The organism is Enterobacter sp. kpr-6 (assembly GCF_900116015.1).
Classification (GTDB): Bacteria; Pseudomonadota; Gammaproteobacteria; order Enterobacterales; family Enterobacteriaceae; genus Enterobacter_D.
Genome location: NZ_FOYH01000003.1, coordinates 420,242 through 435,391 on the forward strand (window position 1 = coordinate 420,242; position 15,150 = coordinate 435,391).

Genomic DNA, 15,150 nt, shown 5'->3' on the forward strand with positions numbered 1-15,150 from the left:
CCCCCTTCCCCCCGCCGATAGCCACACAATTTCCCGGTTGAATCTATTCATGAGAACAATAATAATTCTCATTCCTATAAATGTTAGTGATGTATTGTTGCCTCTGCCGCCGGGCGGGGGTCGGGTTGTCTGGGAAGGATAAAAATAATGCTGTTAAAACGTTCGTCGATTTTCTGCGCGCTGGCGTTAGCGCTGCCCCATGCGGTTTTTGCGGAAGATACCGTGGTGGTCACCGCCACTGCGCCGCAGTCGGCCATCGCGCCAACAGAAGGTTACACCGTGCAAAGCACGCGTGGCGCGACCAAAACCGATCAGCCGCTGATCACCACCGGGCAGTCGGTGTCGGTGGTAACGCGTCAGCAAATGGAAGATCAGGGCGTGGCGACGGTGTCGCAGGCGCTGGCCTATACGCCGGGGGTTTACTCCAGTTTTGGCGGGGCCGCTAACCGGTTTGACGCTATTTCCCTGCGCGGCTTCCACGGCGGCGATGTGGATAACGTCTTCCTCGACGGGATGCGCCTGATGAGCGACGGCGGCAGCCACAGCGTGTTGCAGATTGATCCGTGGTTTATTGAGCGCGTAGATGTGGTAAAAGGCCCGGCGTCGGCGCTGTACGGCCAGAGCGTGCCGGGCGGACTGGTGAATCTCACCTCCAAACGCCCGCAGTTCAAATCGGAAGGCCATTTCCGGGTGAGCGGCGGGACGCAGAACACCAAAGGCGGCGCGTTTGATTACACCGATGCGATTAACGATCAGCTGGCGTTTCGCATTATCGGCATGACCCGCAGCAGCGATACGCAGTATGACAACACCCGCGAGGAGCGTTACGCCCTGTCGCCGTCCCTGCTCTGGCAGCCGGATTCCGATACCAGCCTGCTGGTGCGCGCCTATCTGCAAAAAGATCCGAGCGGCGGTTATCACGGCTCACTGCCGATGGACGGCGCGCGCTTCGCGCACAATGGCCGCAAGCTGACCAACAACACTAACGAAGGCGATAGCGGTGACGGCTATCAGCGCCGGGAGCAGATTTACAGCCTGGAGTTTGATCACCAGTTCAATGACGTCTGGTCGGTGCACTCCAGCGGCAGCTATACCCATGCCAATGTGTCGCTGGATCAGGTTTACCAGACCGGCTGGATCGAAAACACCAATACGCTGGCGCGCGGCTACAGCGGTTCGCGCGGCTCTCTCGATGCATGGTCTACTGATAACCGCGTGCAGGCGGATTTCGCCACCGGCGAGGTGACGCACACGCTGATCTTAGGTGGCGAATATCATCGCTATCGCAACGATCTGTGGACGGGCGCGGGCAGCGCGGCAGCACTGAATCCGTTCACCGGCTACACGCCGCAGACCGGGCATGTGGTGACCTACAATGATGACAACAATCGTCGTTATTATCAGGCCGGGGTTTATCTCCAGGATGAGATGGTGTGGAACCGCTGGCATCTGGACGTGTCAGGCCGCTACGACCGCATTGTGTCGGAGCAGGTCAGCGATACGAAATCCACCTCAAGTCGTCGCCAGGATGACCATATCAGCGGGCGCGCGTCGCTGCTTTACGCCTTTGAAAATGGCCTGTCGCCGTACATGAGCTACAGCCAGGCGATTACCCCTGCGTCACTGCCGGGTGCTGACGGCACGCTGTTAAAGCCGACCACCGCCGAGCAGTATGAAGCCGGTCTGAAGTTCCAGCCGCCGGGCACGTCGGATATGTACAGCATTGCGATGTACGATCTGACGCAGAAAGATGTCGCCACCCGCGATCCGAACATCGGCACGGCGACCTATCTGCCAGCCGGGAAAGTGCATTCGCAGGGTGTGGAGATTGAAGCGCGTAATCAGTTAACGCCGCGTCTGAGCACTATTGCAGGCTATACGTGGAACACGCTGCGCTTCCGCGATTCGCTGGATGGCAACAGCGGCAACACGCCGCAGCTTTCGCCGGATCAGATGGCGTCGTTCTGGGCGCACTATAAGTTTGACTACGGCATCAGCGCAGGCGCAGGCGTGCGTTACGTCGGCAAGCAGTGGGCGGATGACACCAACTCGTCGCGCCTGCCGTCGGCCACGATTTTCGATGCCTCGGTGCGTGCGGAACTGGGCGAATGGTCGCCGCAGCTTAAGGGCGCGTTTGTGCAGGTGAATGCGAATAACCTGGGCGATCGGGAGTATATTTCCGGCTGCTACGGGACTAATAACTGCTACTTCGGTGCCGAGCGTAGTGTGCTGGCAACGGTTGGCTATGATTTCTGATTAGGGACACCCTCACCCCGACCCTCTCCCTTAGGGAGAGGGAGAAATCTGCCCCCTCTCCCTCAGGGAGAGGGCTGGGGTGAGGGTAAAAATAAAAAAGGCAGCCAGATGGCTGCCTTTTACGTCAGACTGAGCTTAACGCCTGCTGACTAAGCGGAAAATTGCCAGCACCACGATGGCACCAACAACCGCGACAAGGAAGCTTTGCAGATTAAAGCCCGTCACATCTCCACCGATACCAAACATTGTCGCCAGCCAACCCCCGACCACGGCACCCACTACACCCAGGATACAGGTCAGAATGAAGCCACCGCCGTCACGACCCGGCATGATAAATTTGGCGATAACACCGGCAATAAGACCAAAAATGATCCACGCAATAATGCCCATTTTGCTATGTCCTCTTTGTGCTGTTGCTTGATATCGCAGGCCAGTATCCCTGCATGGTCACCTAAGTATAGGCACTGTGAATAAAAGCGGTTATATGTCACAGACTTAATTCCGATTAATCGCAAAAAAAAATCGTCCGTTAATGTGAAGTTTCCGCCATCGGTGCCGATAAAACCCCGGTGGGCATTCGTTCTTAAGGAGCCATAAGGCGTGAGTAATTACAGCGATCAGTTCTTGAAGCAGACCCCTCTGGCGGTGCTGGGCGTTTTGCGCGACCTGCAAAAAGGTCAGGTGCCAGTACGGATTTCATGGCCGGGCGGGCAATTTATCAGCAAGATCCTGGACGTGAATACGGATGCGCTGATCATTGACTTCGGCAGCCAGGAATACGAAAACAAAGCTGTTCAGCGCGCCGGGAAAGTCACCATTGCCGCTGAAACTCACGGGGCAAAAGTTGAATTCACCGTCGCGCAACTGAGCAGCGGCGATTATCAGTCACTCCCTGCCTTTACGACGCCGCTACCCGCCTCATTATGGTTTATTCAGCGTCGGGAATATTTCCGCATCAGCGCCCCGCTCTACCCGGCCTATTTCTGCAAGGCCAGAATGCCGGACAAGAGCCTGCTGCGTTTTCGTCTGTTCGATTTGTCGCTAGGCGGGATGGGCGCGCTGTTAGAAGGGAATGCGCCGGAGAGTCTGAAAGAGGGTCAGCGTTTCACCCAGATCGAGCTGGATATGGCGGCCTGGGGGCAGTTTTACTTCGATGCGCAGTTGATTTCGATCAGCGAGCGTACGGTGGTGGATGGCAAAAATGAGACGGTGACCACGCCGCGCCTGAGCTTTCGCTTCTTAAACGTTAATCCGGCGGTAGAGCGTGAGCTCCAGCGAATCATCTTCTCGCTGGAGCGTGAAGCGCACGAGCGCGCCAATAAGGTGCGCTAGGCGGATTTACATGGCATCCATCGCCTTCTGCACTTTCCAGATATAGCGCGGGGCCTGCGGCGCGGGGTGGTTTTCGGCAACATGGTCGACAAACTCATCCGCGCTCAGGTCATTGATCTCACTGATGGCTTTTTTGCGATCTTTCGAGAAGGTACGCAGCAATGCGCCCGCGCCATTCACATACGACACCACCAGCGCGTACTGCATCACTTCCGGATCTTCAATCCCTGCCAGCACACCGTGTTCCAGAATGCTCAGATAGGCGGTCCCCATGGAGATGTTGCGCTCCGGGTTTTTCAGCTCGGCGGTGGTCGGCTCGCCCTTCCAGCCCATATGACGGTAAACTTCCCGGCCTGCGGTGGAGGCTTTTAACTGCATTAAGCCCACGGCGTTGGATTTGCTGACCAGCCCAGGGTTACCACCCGATTCAACCGCGATGATAGCCGTGATCAGGCGCGGACTGACGCCCCACGCGGCCCCTGCTTTTTCGCTTATCGGCAGCCATTGCATCGCACGTTTCACCGGCACGTCCGGGTTCCACGGCGGATTTTTGTAATCATTTTTGGTCGTGGTGCATCCCGCCAGTAACATTATCAAAAAAGCAAACCATCTTAATTTCACGCAAGGGATCCTTATGCCGGTGTGAGTTGCTGCGCATGACAACAACGTGAGTAATCGGCATGATAAACGTTTCGCTCTGTATGTCAGCAAGGAAATGCCATGTCAGTCTTTCATTTAATCGCGCCTTCGGGCTACTGCATTAATCAGTCTGCCGCCGCCCGTGGCGTTGAGCGTCTGGAGGCCGCCGGTCATGAAGTGCATAACCAGGCGGTGATTGCGCGCCGGGAGCAGCGTTTTGCGGGCAGCGATGCCGAACGCGTGGGGGACGTGAATGCGCTGGTGGATCTGCCGGAAAATACCATTGTGCTGCCGGTGCGCGGCGGCTACGGCGCAAGCCGCCTGCTCGCGCAGATTGACTGGGAGGGTCTGGCGTTGCGTCAGCAACGTTCTCCACTGTTGATTTGCGGGCACAGCGATTTCACCGCTATCCAGATGGGCCTGCTCGCCCGTGGGGTGGTGACATTCAGCGGGCCAATGCTTGCCGCCAACTTTGGCGCGGACACTCTGGATGCGTTTACCCAGGAGCACTTCTGGCGCGCGCTGCGCAATAAAACCTACAGCGTGGCGTGGCACGGCGAGGGGCCTGCCTGCGAAGCACAGGGCACGCTGTGGGGCGGCAATCTGGCGATGCTGGTGTCGCTGATCGGCACGCCGTATCTGCCCGCCATCGACGGCGGCATTCTGGTGCTCGAAGATATTAATGAACATCCGTTCCGCGTCGAGCGGATGCTGCTCTCGCTGCATCACGCCGGGATCTTAAACCGCCAGCGGGCGATTGTGCTCGGCAGTTTCAGTAACAGTGCGCCCAATGAGTATGACGCAGGTTATTCGCTGCACAGCATGATTGATTATCTGCGCACGCAGATTGACGTGCCGCTGATTTCCGGGCTGGCGTTTGGTCATGAGCCGCAAACCGTGACCCTGCCGCTGGGTGCTCAGGCCACGCTTAACCACAACGGTGCGCACACCACCTTAACCCTGACCGGGCATTCTGTGCTGAATGAATAAAAAATCCATTCACAGCCCTTATTAAACCCCGGTTCCTGCCGTTAATATGTTAGAGTTTTGTCATGCTCCACCCGCAATACGGATGGAGCAGAGTAACGGGTGATCTTGACGTAATAAGGAGTCATACGACATTGGAAGCACAGGCGATTATCGGTCTTTTTATTCTGGGTTCTGTTCTTGTAGCCTGCAGCATCTTATTAAGTTCTTTCTCCTCTCGTCTCGGTATCCCCATTCTTGTGATTTTCCTTGCCATCGGCATGTTAGCGGGCGTGGACGGCGTTGGCGGTATTTCCTTCGATAACTACCCGTTAGCCTACATGGTGAGTAACCTTGCGCTGGCGGTGATCCTGCTCGACGGCGGGATGCGCACTCAGGCAAGTTCCTTTCGCGTGGCGCTCGGCCCGGCCCTGTCGCTCTCAACGGTGGGCGTGCTGATCACCTCCGGTCTGACCGGGGTGCTGGCGGCGTGGCTGTTTCATCTCAGCATGATCGAAGGTCTTCTGATCGGCGCAATTGTCGGTTCGACCGATGCCGCCGCCGTGTTTTCCCTGCTGGGCGGCAAGGGGCTTAACGAACGTGTCGGCTCGACGCTGGAGATTGAATCCGGCAGCAACGATCCGATGGCGGTATTTTTGACCATCACCTTAATTGAGATGATCCAGCAGCACGAGAGCGGCCTGAGCTGGATGTTCGTGGTGCATATTGTTCAGCAGTTTGGTCTCGGCATCGTGCTCGGTCTGGCGGGCGGCTATATGCTTCAACAAATGATCAACCGCATCGCCCTGCCCGGTGGGCTCTATCCGTTGCTGGCGCTGAGCGGCGGTATTCTGGTGTTTGCCCTGACCACGGCGCTGGAAGGCAGCGGCATTCTGGCGGTCTATCTGTGCGGTTTTGTGCTCGGTAATCGCCCGATCCGCAACCGCTACAGCATTCAACAAAACTTCGACGGGCTGGCGTGGCTGGCGCAAATCGGCATGTTCCTGGTGCTCGGTTTGCTGCTGACGCCGTCCGATTTGCTGCCGATTGCGGTTCCGGCGCTGGTGCTGTCCGTGGGGATGATTTTCTTCGCCCGTCCCCTGTCCGTATTCGTCGCCCTGCTGCCGTTTCGCGGGTTTAACCTGCGCGAGCGGGTGTTTATTAGCTGGGTGGGCCTGCGCGGGGCGGTGCCGATCATTCTGGCGGTGTTCCCGATGATGGCAGGGCTGGATAATTCGCGGCTGTTCTTTAACGTCGCCTTCTTTGTGGTGCTGGTGTCGCTGTTGTTGCAGGGCACCTCCCTCTCCTGGGCGGCGAAAAAGGCCAAAGTGGTGGTGCCGCCGGTCGGCTGGCCGGAGTCGCGCGTGGGGCTGGATATTCACCCGGAGAATCCGTGGGAGCAGTTTATCTACCAGCTTAGCGCCGATAAATGGTGCGTCGGGGCGGCGCTGCGCGATCTGCATATGCCTTCGGAGACGCGCATTGCCGCGCTGTTCCGCGATAATGCGCTGTTACACCCGACCGGCAGTACCCGTCTGCGTGAAGGCGATGTGCTGTGCGTGATTGGCCGCGAGCGCGATCTCCCGGCGCTCGGCAAGCTGTTCAGCCAGTCGCCGCCGGTAGCGCTGGATCAGCGTTTCTTTGGTGATTTTATTCTCGAAGCCAGCGCCCGTTTTGCTGACGTTGCCCTGATTTACGGCCTGGATGAAGGGCTGGAATACCGCGATACGCAGCAGACGCTGGGTGAAATCGTGCAGAAACTGCTGGGGGCGGCACCGGTCGTGGGCGATCAGGTGGAGTTTGCCGGGATGATCTGGACGGTCGCGGAGAAGGAAGATAACGCGGTGCGCAAAGTCGGTGTGCGCCCGGTAGAAAACGAGGCGGAGTAACCGCCTCGCTCAGGTGACAGTGTCACTATGAGAGGGTCACCACAGGCACACGCGGCGCGAGCGCGCACATAAGCTCGTAACCGACGGTGCCTGCGGCGGCCGCCACATCGTCGATTTTGATCTCACTGCCCCACAGTTCCACTTCTGCGCCGATGCCCGCCTGCGGACAGGGGGTTAAATCCACCGCCAGCATATCCATCGACACCGTTCCCAGCGTTTGCGTACGCACGCCTTCCACCATCACCGGGGTGCCGGTGGGAGCCACGCGCGGGTAACCGTCGCCATAGCCGCAGGCCACGATGCCGATGCGCTGTTCCTGATGCGCCTGGTAACGCCCGCCGTAACCCACGCGCTCTCCAGCTTTGAGCGGCTGGATGCCAATAATGTGGCTTTTCAGCGTCATCACAGGTCGCAGGCCGCTGGTCGCCACGTCATGCCACTGACCGGACGGCGAGGCACCGTAAAGAATGATGCCGGGCCGCACCCAGTCGAAATGCGCCTCCGGGTGCCAGAGCGTCGCGGCGGAGTTACACAGCGAACGGGGACAGTTCAGCCCTTCCGCCGCCTGCTCCACGCGGAGCATCGCTTCCTCGATGCCATCAGGCTTTTCCGCCACCGAGAAATGCGACATCAGCGTCATGTCCCCGACGTTATGCATCGCCCGCAACTGCTGCCAGACCGACGAGATGCGATCCGGCAAAAAGCCCAGCCGGTTCATGCCGCTGTTCACTTTGACGTAGATATCGAGCGGCGCGTGCAGGCGGGCATTTTGCAGCGCTTTAAGCTGCCAGTTGCTGTGCACGCTGGTGGTGAGACGGTATTGATCAAACACCTCCAGCTCATCGGCGTGGAAAAAGCCCTCCAGCATCAGGATCGGTCCTTTCCAGCCGCGCTCGCGCAGGAGGATCGCCTCTTCCAGATTGAGCATCGCAAAGCCATCGGTGGTGCCGAGCGCCTGCCAGATCCTGTCGATACCGTGCCCGTATGCATTGGCCTTCACCACGGACCAGACTCTGGAACCCGGTGCTGCCTGGCGCACAACCTGAAGATTATGCCGCAGCGCCTGTAAATCGAGACTGGCCTGAATGGGTCGAGACATGACCGCTCCTTGTTAGTTATGGGCCCCGTGCAGATGCTGTGCCCGCGCGGGGGTAAAGTCGCTGCGATACCGCGCCACGCCCAGATCGTCGTAAGCGATCGCCGGGGGATGGCCGGAAATCAGATCGCTGATTAACTGCCCGGAGCCGCAGGCCATCGTCCAGCCCAGGGTGCCATGCCCGGTGTTTAGCCACAGATTTTTATACGGCGTGCGCCCGACAATCGGCGTGCCGTCCGGCGTCATCGGGCGCAGCCCGGTCCAGAACGTCGCCTGCTCCACATGCCCGCCGCGCGGGAAGAGATCGCGCACCACCATCTCCAGCGTTTCGCGCCGGGGTCGCAGTAGCTCGGTGTTGAAACCGACGATTTCCGCCATGCCGCCGACGCGGATGCGCTGGTCAAAACGGGTGATCGCAATTTTGTAGGATTCATCAAGGATAGTGGAAACCGGCGCGCCGTCATCCTCAGCAACCGGGATTGTGAGCGAGTAGCCTTTTAGCGGGTAGACCGGGATATCGACCATGCCTTTTAGCATGGCGGTGGAATAAGAGCCGAACGCCATGACGTAAGCGTCGGCTTTGACGATCTCGTCTCCGCACTTCACGCCGTAGATTTTTTCGCCTTCGTATAACAGCCGGTCGACCGGGGTGTTGTAACGGAACACCACGCCCGCCTGCTCTGCCATCGCCGCCAGACGTTGAGTAAAGAGCTGGCAGTCGCCGGTTTCGTCATTCGGCAGGCGCAGGCCGCCGGTAAGTTTGTGTGAGACTTCCGCCAGCGCCGGTTCCACTTCGGCAAGGCGCGCGGCTTCCAGCAGCTGATACGGCACCCCGGCATCTTTCAGCACGGCGATGTCGCGGGTGGCGTTTTCATACTGCTGCTCGGTGCGGAACAGTTGCAGCGTGCCGCCCTGCCGCTCTTCGTAATGGATGCCGGTGGTGTCGCGCAGGGTGCGCAGGCAGTCGCGGCTGTATTCCGCCAGACGCACCATGCGCCCTTTGTTTTCCATGTAGTGCCGGGTGTCGCAATTGCGCAGCATCTGCCACATCCATTTGAGCTGGAACGGCGTACCGTCGAGGCTTATCGCCAGCGGCGCGTGGCGCTCAAACATCCATTTCACCGCTTTGAGCGGAACGCCGGGTGCCGCCCAGGGAGCAGCGTACCCGGGGGAAATTTGCCCGGCATTGGCGGCGCTGGTTTGCAGCGCCGGACCGGGTTCGCGTTCAATGACGGTGACCTCATGTCCGGCCTGATTCAGATACCAGGCGCTGGTTACACCCACCACCCCACTACCCAGAACGACAACGCGCATAGCCACTCCCTATGAGTAAAGAACAATCATCTGATTACAAATTGATAACCCAGATGAAAATGTTATTCAACATATGGCTTTTTTATGGTGACTGATCTCACATCTTTGCCCACCGGCCCTGAGGTTACGCTTTCAGGATCTCCTGCTAAGGCCTCTTTTTAAGCAGTATAAAACTCTGCGCAATGGCCGGTTTTCCCCGCATCACTAAGGCGTTATGGCGAAGAAATAATTTCTGCCGGACAGACCGTTTATGACACCGTGATCTATGCTTGACATAAGGCTCTCCAGACAGAGAGGGTCGCCAACAATGAGGGCGCGCTAATGGCTATGATTGACCCCGTGAATAAGGACGCAACCCGTCTGTGCGATGGGCCTGACTGGACGTTTGAGCTGTTGGATACCTATCTGGCCGAAATTGACCGGGTGGCGAAACTCTACCGGCTGGACACATACCCGCACCAGATTGAGGTGATCACCTCTGAGCAGATGATGGACGCCTACTCCAGCGTCGGGATGCCGATTAACTATCCTCACTGGTCGTTTGGTAAAAAGTTTATTGAAACCGAGCGGCTCTATAAGCACGGTCAGCAGGGGCTGGCCTATGAAATCGTGATTAACTCGAACCCCTGCATCGCCTATCTGATGGAAGAAAATACCATTACCATGCAGGCGCTGGTGATGGCACACGCCTGCTACGGGCATAACTCTTTCTTTAAAAACAACTATTTATTCCGTAGCTGGACCGATGCCAGCTCGATTGTCGATTACCTGATCTTCGCGCGGAAATATATTACCGATTGCGAGGAGCGCTACGGCGTGGTGGAGGTGGAGAAACTGCTCGATTCCTGCCATGCGCTGATGAATTACGGCGTTGACCGCTATAAACGTCCGCAGAAAATTTCGTTGCAGGAAGAGAAAGCGCGGCAGAAAAGCCGGGAAGAGTATCTGCAAAGCCAGGTGAATACCCTGTGGCGCACGCTGCCGAAACGCGAGGAGGAGAAAACCGTCGCCGAGGCGCGTCGTTACCCTTCTGAGCCACAGGAGAATCTGCTCTATTTTATGGAGAAAAACGCCCCGCTGCTGGAGCCGTGGCAGCGCGAGATTTTGCGCATTGTGCGTAAGGTCAGCCAGTATTTTTATCCGCAGAAACAGACCCAGGTGATGAACGAAGGCTGGGCGACGTTCTGGCATTACACCATCCTCAATCACCTGTATGACGAAGGGAAAGTCTCCGAGCGGTTTATGCTGGAGTTTTTGCACAGCCATACCAATGTGGTGTTCCAGCCGCCGTATAACAGCCCGTGGTACAGCGGGATCAACCCCTACGCGCTGGGCTTTGCGATGTTCCAGGACATCAAGCGCATCTGCCAGTCGCCGACCGAGGAAGATAAATACTGGTTCCCGGATGTGGCCGGTTCCGACTGGCTGGACACGCTGCATTTTGCGATGCGTGATTTTAAGGATGAGAGTTTTATCAGCCAGTTCCTGTCGCCAAAAGTGATGCGCGATTTCCGCTTCTTTACGGTGCTGGATGACGATCGCAATAATTATCTGGAGATTTCCGCGATCCATAATGAAGACGGCTACCGGGAAATTCGCTCGAAATTGTCCTCCCAGTACAACCTCAGCAATCTGGAGCCAAATATTCAGGTGTGGAATGTGGATTTGCGCGGCGACCGCTCGCTGACGCTGCGTTACATACCGCATAATCGCGCACCGCTGGATAAGGGCCGCCGTGAAGTGTTAAAGCATGTGCACCGGTTGTGGGGGTTTGATGTGATGCTGGAGCAGCAAAACGAAGATGGGAGTGTGGAGTTACTGGACCGCTGCCCGCCAAGGCCGAATAGTTTGTAGGGTATTACCCTCACCCCGGCCCTCTCCCTAAGGGAGAGGGAGAAAGGCCAGTCCGTGCTCGATCCGTCCCCTCTCGCATGGAGAGGGAGAAAGGCCAGTCGGTGCTCGATCGGTCCCCTCTCCCTCAGGGAGAGGGTTAGGGTGAGGGTGGATCGATCCCTTCTCTCTTAAACTTAGGGAAAACCCTTAACGTCCGTGAATCGCTAAATCGCCCGGCAGCGTTTTCTGCATCCGGTGCCAGATCTCACCGCTGTCGTGCCCGTAACGACGCACTGTCTCATACACTTTATCGTGCTCGCCTTTCTCGCAAAGCTGAGAGAGCGTGTGGTAGAAGCCCAGCGCCAGGCTGCGCGCTTCCGGGTTGGCAAAATAGTGACGCCCGATGCGGGTGTACAGCCCTTTCATGCCGTTTAAGATCAGACCGTAAATCGGGTTGCCGGAGGCAAAGGCCAGACCGCGGAAAATGCTGTAATCCAGGTCGGCAAAGGCATCCGCATGATCTTCCACGACGTTGGCCGTTGCCAGCACCTTCTGAGCGTCTTCAGGATGCTGACGGAACGCGGTGCGAATGAAAATGGTCGCGATATTGGTACGCACGGAGAGCAGGTTGTCGATCAACTGCGGTACGCTTTCGTGATCGAGCCGGGCCAGCGTCTCAAGAATATTCAGACCTGACGTTTCCCAGAAGTTATTCACTTTGGTCGGTTTGCCGTGCTGAATGGTCAGCCAGCCATCACGCGCCAGGCGTTGCAACACTTCGCGTAACGTGGTGCGTGTAACGCCAATCAGTTCGGAAAGTTCACGTTCGGCTGGCAGAATCGTTCCGGGGGCAAAACGGTTATTCCAGATACTTTCAATGATGTACTCTTCCGCGAAACCCGCCGGGCTCTGCGCCTTAATGACCATAGTGAGATATCCATTACACAGCTTAGCAAAGGCACTCATCATACCAGAGCGTTACCGCCCCAGATAGCGCGCAGCATGAAGAAAAAGGGATCGGCGCTTCATTTTTATCATTTTTCTGAACGCTATTTTTTGGTGAATTACTCCATCAAATAACCTTAAGTCATAATAAAAATCTGCGTCATCCTGTAAGGCGTTGTTATTGGGAAATCTCCCGCCGGTGGAAATAATAAAGGCGTGATGAATACGCTAAAATCAGGCGCTTATGCGGTTGCCTGTCACGCGTGATTTGCCTTTTTGCCTGATTAATATCCATTTACTGATTATTTTCATTAATGATACTGGCGCGAGAAATGAATTCGTTTACACTGCGGTGTCCACGCATCTCCCAGGGAAATGATTATGTTGCGATTTTTAAATAAGTGCTCGCACGGGCGTGGTGCCTGGCTATTAATGGCACTGACGGCGTTTGCGCTTGAAATGGTAGCGCTTTGGTTCCAGCACGTGATGCTACTTAAGCCGTGCGTTTTATGTATTTATGAGCGATGTGCGCTGTTCGGCATTATGGGTGCGGGCCTTGTGGGGGCTGTTGCGCCGAAGACACCACTTCGCTTTGTGGCTATCGCCATCTGGTTGTACAGCGCCTGGCGCGGCATTCAACTGGCGTGGGAGCATACCAACATTATGCTGCACCCTAACCCGTTTATGACCTGCGATTTTGCCGCCCGATTCCCGACGTGGCTGCCGCTGGATAAATGGCTGCCGCAGGTGTTTGTTGCCTCCGGTGATTGCGCCGAGCGCCAGTGGTCGTTCCTGACGCTTGAAATGCCCCAGTGGTTGTTGGGCATTTTCATCGCCTACTTCGCCGTGGCAGTGCTGGTGCTGATCGCGCAGCCGTTCAAACCGAAAAAACGCGACCTGTTTGGCCGCTAATCCTCTGGCTACGCTTGCACGACACTGCTGCAAGCGTAGTCTGCCTGAAACGGTAAAACACCTGCGCTATTACCCCTTCAATTAATCGCTTCGTGCGCACCCGCCATTAATGTTTTAAATACTTTGCTCGCGCCAAAGCCAAAAAAAGTACTGATGGCTATCACTACTATTAAAATAACGGCTCCCAGAAAGAGATTTTTCAGCGATTGATATAACACGTAAATAATTTTACCGCTGTAAATGATAACATCGCCAAATCGCAAAACCACTTTATAAATAGTCAGCCATATATTAGTAACAATAATAGATAGCATTATTCCCGCACATAATGAACAGGCTGAGCAGACCAGTATTTCTTTCGTGCTGCGCGTAAAATCCATGTCGATATATAAGTAATAACCGTAAGCACAGGCCGCCGCCATAAAGGGAAGAAGCGCCCATACAGAACAGGAACGCAGTAATTTTACGTGTTCATGGAATAACGCCGGATGCAACTTACTGAGATTAAGACTGATTAAATCCATTTAAAACATACCTCTGTGTTTTATATAACTCACTGAAAAGCATAAGTTATTTCGTTTACTGCACGCGTCCAGCGCTCAGCCCCATGCCCTGCATTCCTCGTCTGAAAAGCAGGAAATGCAAGCGGGTAAATAAACGGGCGTTATGATTTGCCGTATTCAAAAAAAACGTGCCTGCTTTTACAAGTCAGGCACGCGATAAAATAACGCAATTCAGAGAATATGTCAGTCTGCCCATTCGGGTTTATTTAAAATATGGTCCTGCCAGTCCCGAACTTCTGATTCTTTGACCGCAATATGACGCACGGAAATACGCTCTGCATGCATGGCGGCTTTTGATCCGGTACGCAGCGGATGCCAGACCGGTAAATTCTTCCCTTCTGCTATCAGTCGGTATGCGCACGTCGCTGGCAGCCATTCGAAGGTCGGCAGATTTTCGCGGGTCAGTTTGATGCAGTCCGGTTCGTAATCGAAGCGGTTCTCATAGTTACGACACTGGCAGGTTTTAATATTCAACTGACCGCAGGCGACGTTGGTGAAATAGATTTCGTCGGTGTCTTCGTCCATCAGTTTATGCAGGCAGCACTGGCCGCAACCATCACAGAGAGACTCCCACTCGCTGTCGGTCATTTGGTCGAGAGTTTTGCTTTTCCAAAAGGGAGTGTCAGTCATGCGCGGTTCCGCCAGTTAAAAATTAAGCTGCACCTTATAACCAGTCTTGCACAGCGATGCAAGTTTTGCCGCCATTTCTGACGGCAACCGGCCTTTACAGCACGCGGGTGCTGAGCGCCTGTCCGTCAAATTCGACATCCAGTACATCACCACTCTGTAGCGGCCCTACTCCCTCCGGCGTGCCGGTGAGGATGATATCGCCCGCACGCAGCGTAAAGAAACGGCTCATATAGGCAATGAGGGGCACAATTTTATGGATCATATCGGCCGTCGTTCCCTGCTGTCGCACCTCGCCGTTAACTTTCAGACCGAGGGTGACGTTTTGCGGATCGTGATGGAAATCAGTGACCGGGATAAACCCTGAGATCGGACAGGAATTATCAAAGCCTTTTGCTTTTTCCCACGGCTGCCCGGCTTTTTTTAACTGCCCCTGCACGTCACGCAGCGTGAGATCCAGCGCCACGCCGTAGCCGGCAATGGCACGCTGGACGTGCTCCTCGGTGGCCTGGCGCAGCGTTGCGCCAATCAGTACCGCCAGTTCCACTTCGTGATGCACCGATCCCAGCCCCTGCGGCAAAACCAGCGGCTGGCGCAGATCGCACAGCGCGGTTTCCGGTTTAATGAATAAGACCGGCTCCTGCGGCGTGTCGCTGCCCATTTCCTGAATATGCTTTGCGTAATTACTGCCGACACAGACCACTTTGCTGACCGGATAGTCCAGCAGCGCGCCCTGCCAGTTATGATGTTGATACATGTTACCCCCTCAATGCGTGCA

14 protein-coding genes are annotated in these 15,150 nt (G+C 56.1%); 6 read left to right on the forward strand and 8 right to left on the reverse strand.

Annotation, left to right across the window (positions count from 1 at the left end; genetic code table 11):
* Nucleotides 1-147: 147 nt before the first annotated feature.
* Nucleotides 148-2,256, forward strand: a complete 2,109-nt coding sequence (locus BM373_RS10895; protein WP_090461457.1) for a TonB-dependent siderophore receptor — start codon at nucleotides 148-150, stop codon at nucleotides 2,254-2,256.
* A gap of 135 nt (nucleotides 2,257-2,391) precedes the next feature.
* Here the strand turns inward: BM373_RS10895 and BM373_RS10900 are convergent, their stop codons facing one another.
* Nucleotides 2,392-2,646 (reverse strand): GlsB/YeaQ/YmgE family stress response membrane protein, encoded by a 255-nt coding sequence (locus tag BM373_RS10900; protein WP_090461458.1) that lies wholly within the window; start codon nucleotides 2,644-2,646, stop codon nucleotides 2,392-2,394.
* Nucleotides 2,647-2,856: 210 nt separating this feature from the next.
* On the opposite strand from BM373_RS10900, the gene BM373_RS10905 reads away from it, so the two are divergent.
* On the forward strand, nucleotides 2,857-3,588 hold the full coding sequence (locus BM373_RS10905; protein ID WP_090461459.1) for a flagellar brake protein YcgR: 732 nt from the start codon (nucleotides 2,857-2,859) through the stop codon (nucleotides 3,586-3,588).
* 6 nt (nucleotides 3,589-3,594) lie between these two features.
* On the opposite strand, the gene emtA is transcribed toward BM373_RS10905, so the two are convergent.
* The gene (gene emtA / locus BM373_RS10910; protein ID WP_090461460.1) at nucleotides 3,595-4,209 is read right to left on the reverse strand and encodes a membrane-bound lytic murein transglycosylase EmtA; all 615 of its coding nucleotides are present in this window, start codon (nucleotides 4,207-4,209) and stop codon (nucleotides 3,595-3,597) included.
* Between the two features lie 99 nt (nucleotides 4,210-4,308).
* Between emtA and ldcA the strand changes: the two genes are divergently transcribed.
* Together ldcA and BM373_RS10920 are read left to right on the forward strand one after the other, a co-directional pair.
* Nucleotides 4,309-5,217 carry a muramoyltetrapeptide carboxypeptidase gene (gene ldcA, locus BM373_RS10915; protein ID WP_090461461.1) on the forward strand — a complete coding sequence of 303 codons (909 nt, stop codon included), beginning with the start codon at nucleotides 4,309-4,311 and terminating at the stop codon, nucleotides 5,215-5,217.
* 131 nt (nucleotides 5,218-5,348) lie between these two features.
* Complete coding sequence (locus BM373_RS10920) at nucleotides 5,349-7,082, forward strand: potassium/proton antiporter (protein WP_090461462.1); 1,734 nt, start codon at nucleotides 5,349-5,351, stop codon at nucleotides 7,080-7,082.
* A gap of 25 nt (nucleotides 7,083-7,107) precedes the next feature.
* Here BM373_RS10920 and dadX read toward each other — a convergent pair whose 3' ends face one another.
* Nucleotides 7,108-8,181: a catabolic alanine racemase DadX gene (dadX, locus tag BM373_RS10925; protein ID WP_090461463.1), complete on the reverse strand. Its 1,074-nt coding sequence runs from the start codon at nucleotides 8,179-8,181 to the stop codon at nucleotides 7,108-7,110.
* 12 nt (nucleotides 8,182-8,193) lie between these two features.
* Nucleotides 8,194-9,492: a D-amino acid dehydrogenase gene (locus BM373_RS10930; protein WP_090461464.1), complete on the reverse strand. Its 1,299-nt coding sequence runs from the start codon at nucleotides 9,490-9,492 to the stop codon at nucleotides 8,194-8,196.
* Between the two features lie 321 nt (nucleotides 9,493-9,813).
* Here BM373_RS10930 and BM373_RS10935 point away from each other — a divergent pair, with 321 nt between their 5' ends.
* A complete protein-coding gene (locus BM373_RS10935) occupies nucleotides 9,814-11,346 on the forward strand; it encodes a SpoVR family protein (protein WP_090461465.1) in 1,533 nt (510 codons plus the stop codon).
* A gap of 186 nt (nucleotides 11,347-11,532) precedes the next feature.
* Here BM373_RS10935 and fadR read toward each other — a convergent pair whose 3' ends face one another.
* Nucleotides 11,533-12,252 carry a fatty acid metabolism transcriptional regulator FadR gene (fadR, locus tag BM373_RS10940; RefSeq protein ID WP_090461466.1) on the reverse strand — a complete coding sequence of 240 codons (720 nt, stop codon included), beginning with the start codon at nucleotides 12,250-12,252 and terminating at the stop codon, nucleotides 11,533-11,535.
* Nucleotides 12,253-12,651: 399 nt separating this feature from the next.
* Between fadR and dsbB the strand changes: the two genes are divergently transcribed.
* Entirely contained in the window at nucleotides 12,652-13,182 is a 531-nt protein-coding gene (gene dsbB, locus BM373_RS10945) for a disulfide bond formation protein DsbB (RefSeq protein WP_090461467.1), read from the forward strand.
* 77 nt (nucleotides 13,183-13,259) lie between these two features.
* On the opposite strand, the gene BM373_RS10950 is transcribed toward dsbB, so the two are convergent.
* The 3 genes from BM373_RS10950 to BM373_RS10960 all read right to left on the reverse strand — a co-directional run bounded on the left by BM373_RS10950 (nucleotide 13,260) and on the right by BM373_RS10960 (nucleotide 15,129).
* The gene (locus BM373_RS10950) at nucleotides 13,260-13,706 is read right to left on the reverse strand and encodes a hypothetical protein (RefSeq protein WP_090461468.1); all 447 of its coding nucleotides are present in this window, start codon (nucleotides 13,704-13,706) and stop codon (nucleotides 13,260-13,262) included.
* Nucleotides 13,707-13,928: 222 nt separating this feature from the next.
* Nucleotides 13,929-14,375: a YcgN family cysteine cluster protein gene (locus tag BM373_RS10955; RefSeq protein ID WP_090461469.1), complete on the reverse strand. Its 447-nt coding sequence runs from the start codon at nucleotides 14,373-14,375 to the stop codon at nucleotides 13,929-13,931.
* A 94-nt stretch (nucleotides 14,376-14,469) separates the two neighbouring features.
* Entirely contained in the window at nucleotides 14,470-15,129 is a 660-nt protein-coding gene (locus BM373_RS10960) for a fumarylacetoacetate hydrolase family protein (RefSeq protein ID WP_090461470.1), read from the reverse strand.
* Nucleotides 15,130-15,150: the final 21 nt, after the last annotated feature.

Bases quoted from the DNA above. Each gene is read 5' to 3' on its own strand.
- BM373_RS10955 (WP_090461469.1), bottom strand. From the start codon at position 14,375: ATGACTGACACTCCCTTTTGGAAAAGCAAAACTCTCGACCAAATGACC.
- BM373_RS10930 (WP_090461464.1), bottom strand. From the start codon at position 9,492: ATGCGCGTTGTCGTTCTGGGTAGTGGGGTGGTGGGTGTAACCAGCGCC.
- BM373_RS10950 (WP_090461468.1), bottom strand. From the start codon at position 13,706: ATGGATTTAATCAGTCTTAATCTCAGTAAGTTGCATCCGGCGTTATTC.
- BM373_RS10960 (WP_090461470.1), bottom strand. From the start codon at position 15,129: ATGTATCAACATCATAACTGGCAGGGCGCGCTGCTGGACTATCCGGTC.
- BM373_RS10900 (WP_090461458.1), bottom strand. From the start codon at position 2,646: ATGGGCATTATTGCGTGGATCATTTTTGGTCTTATTGCCGGTGTTATC.
- fadR (WP_090461466.1), bottom strand. From the start codon at position 12,252: ATGGTCATTAAGGCGCAGAGCCCGGCGGGTTTCGCGGAAGAGTACATC.
- ldcA (WP_090461461.1), top strand. From the start codon at position 4,309: ATGTCAGTCTTTCATTTAATCGCGCCTTCGGGCTACTGCATTAATCAG.
- dsbB (WP_090461467.1), top strand. From the start codon at position 12,652: ATGTTGCGATTTTTAAATAAGTGCTCGCACGGGCGTGGTGCCTGGCTA.
- BM373_RS10895 (WP_090461457.1), top strand. From the start codon at position 148: ATGCTGTTAAAACGTTCGTCGATTTTCTGCGCGCTGGCGTTAGCGCTG.
- BM373_RS10935 (WP_090461465.1), top strand. From the start codon at position 9,814: ATGGCTATGATTGACCCCGTGAATAAGGACGCAACCCGTCTGTGCGAT.
- dadX (WP_090461463.1), bottom strand. From the start codon at position 8,181: ATGTCTCGACCCATTCAGGCCAGTCTCGATTTACAGGCGCTGCGGCAT.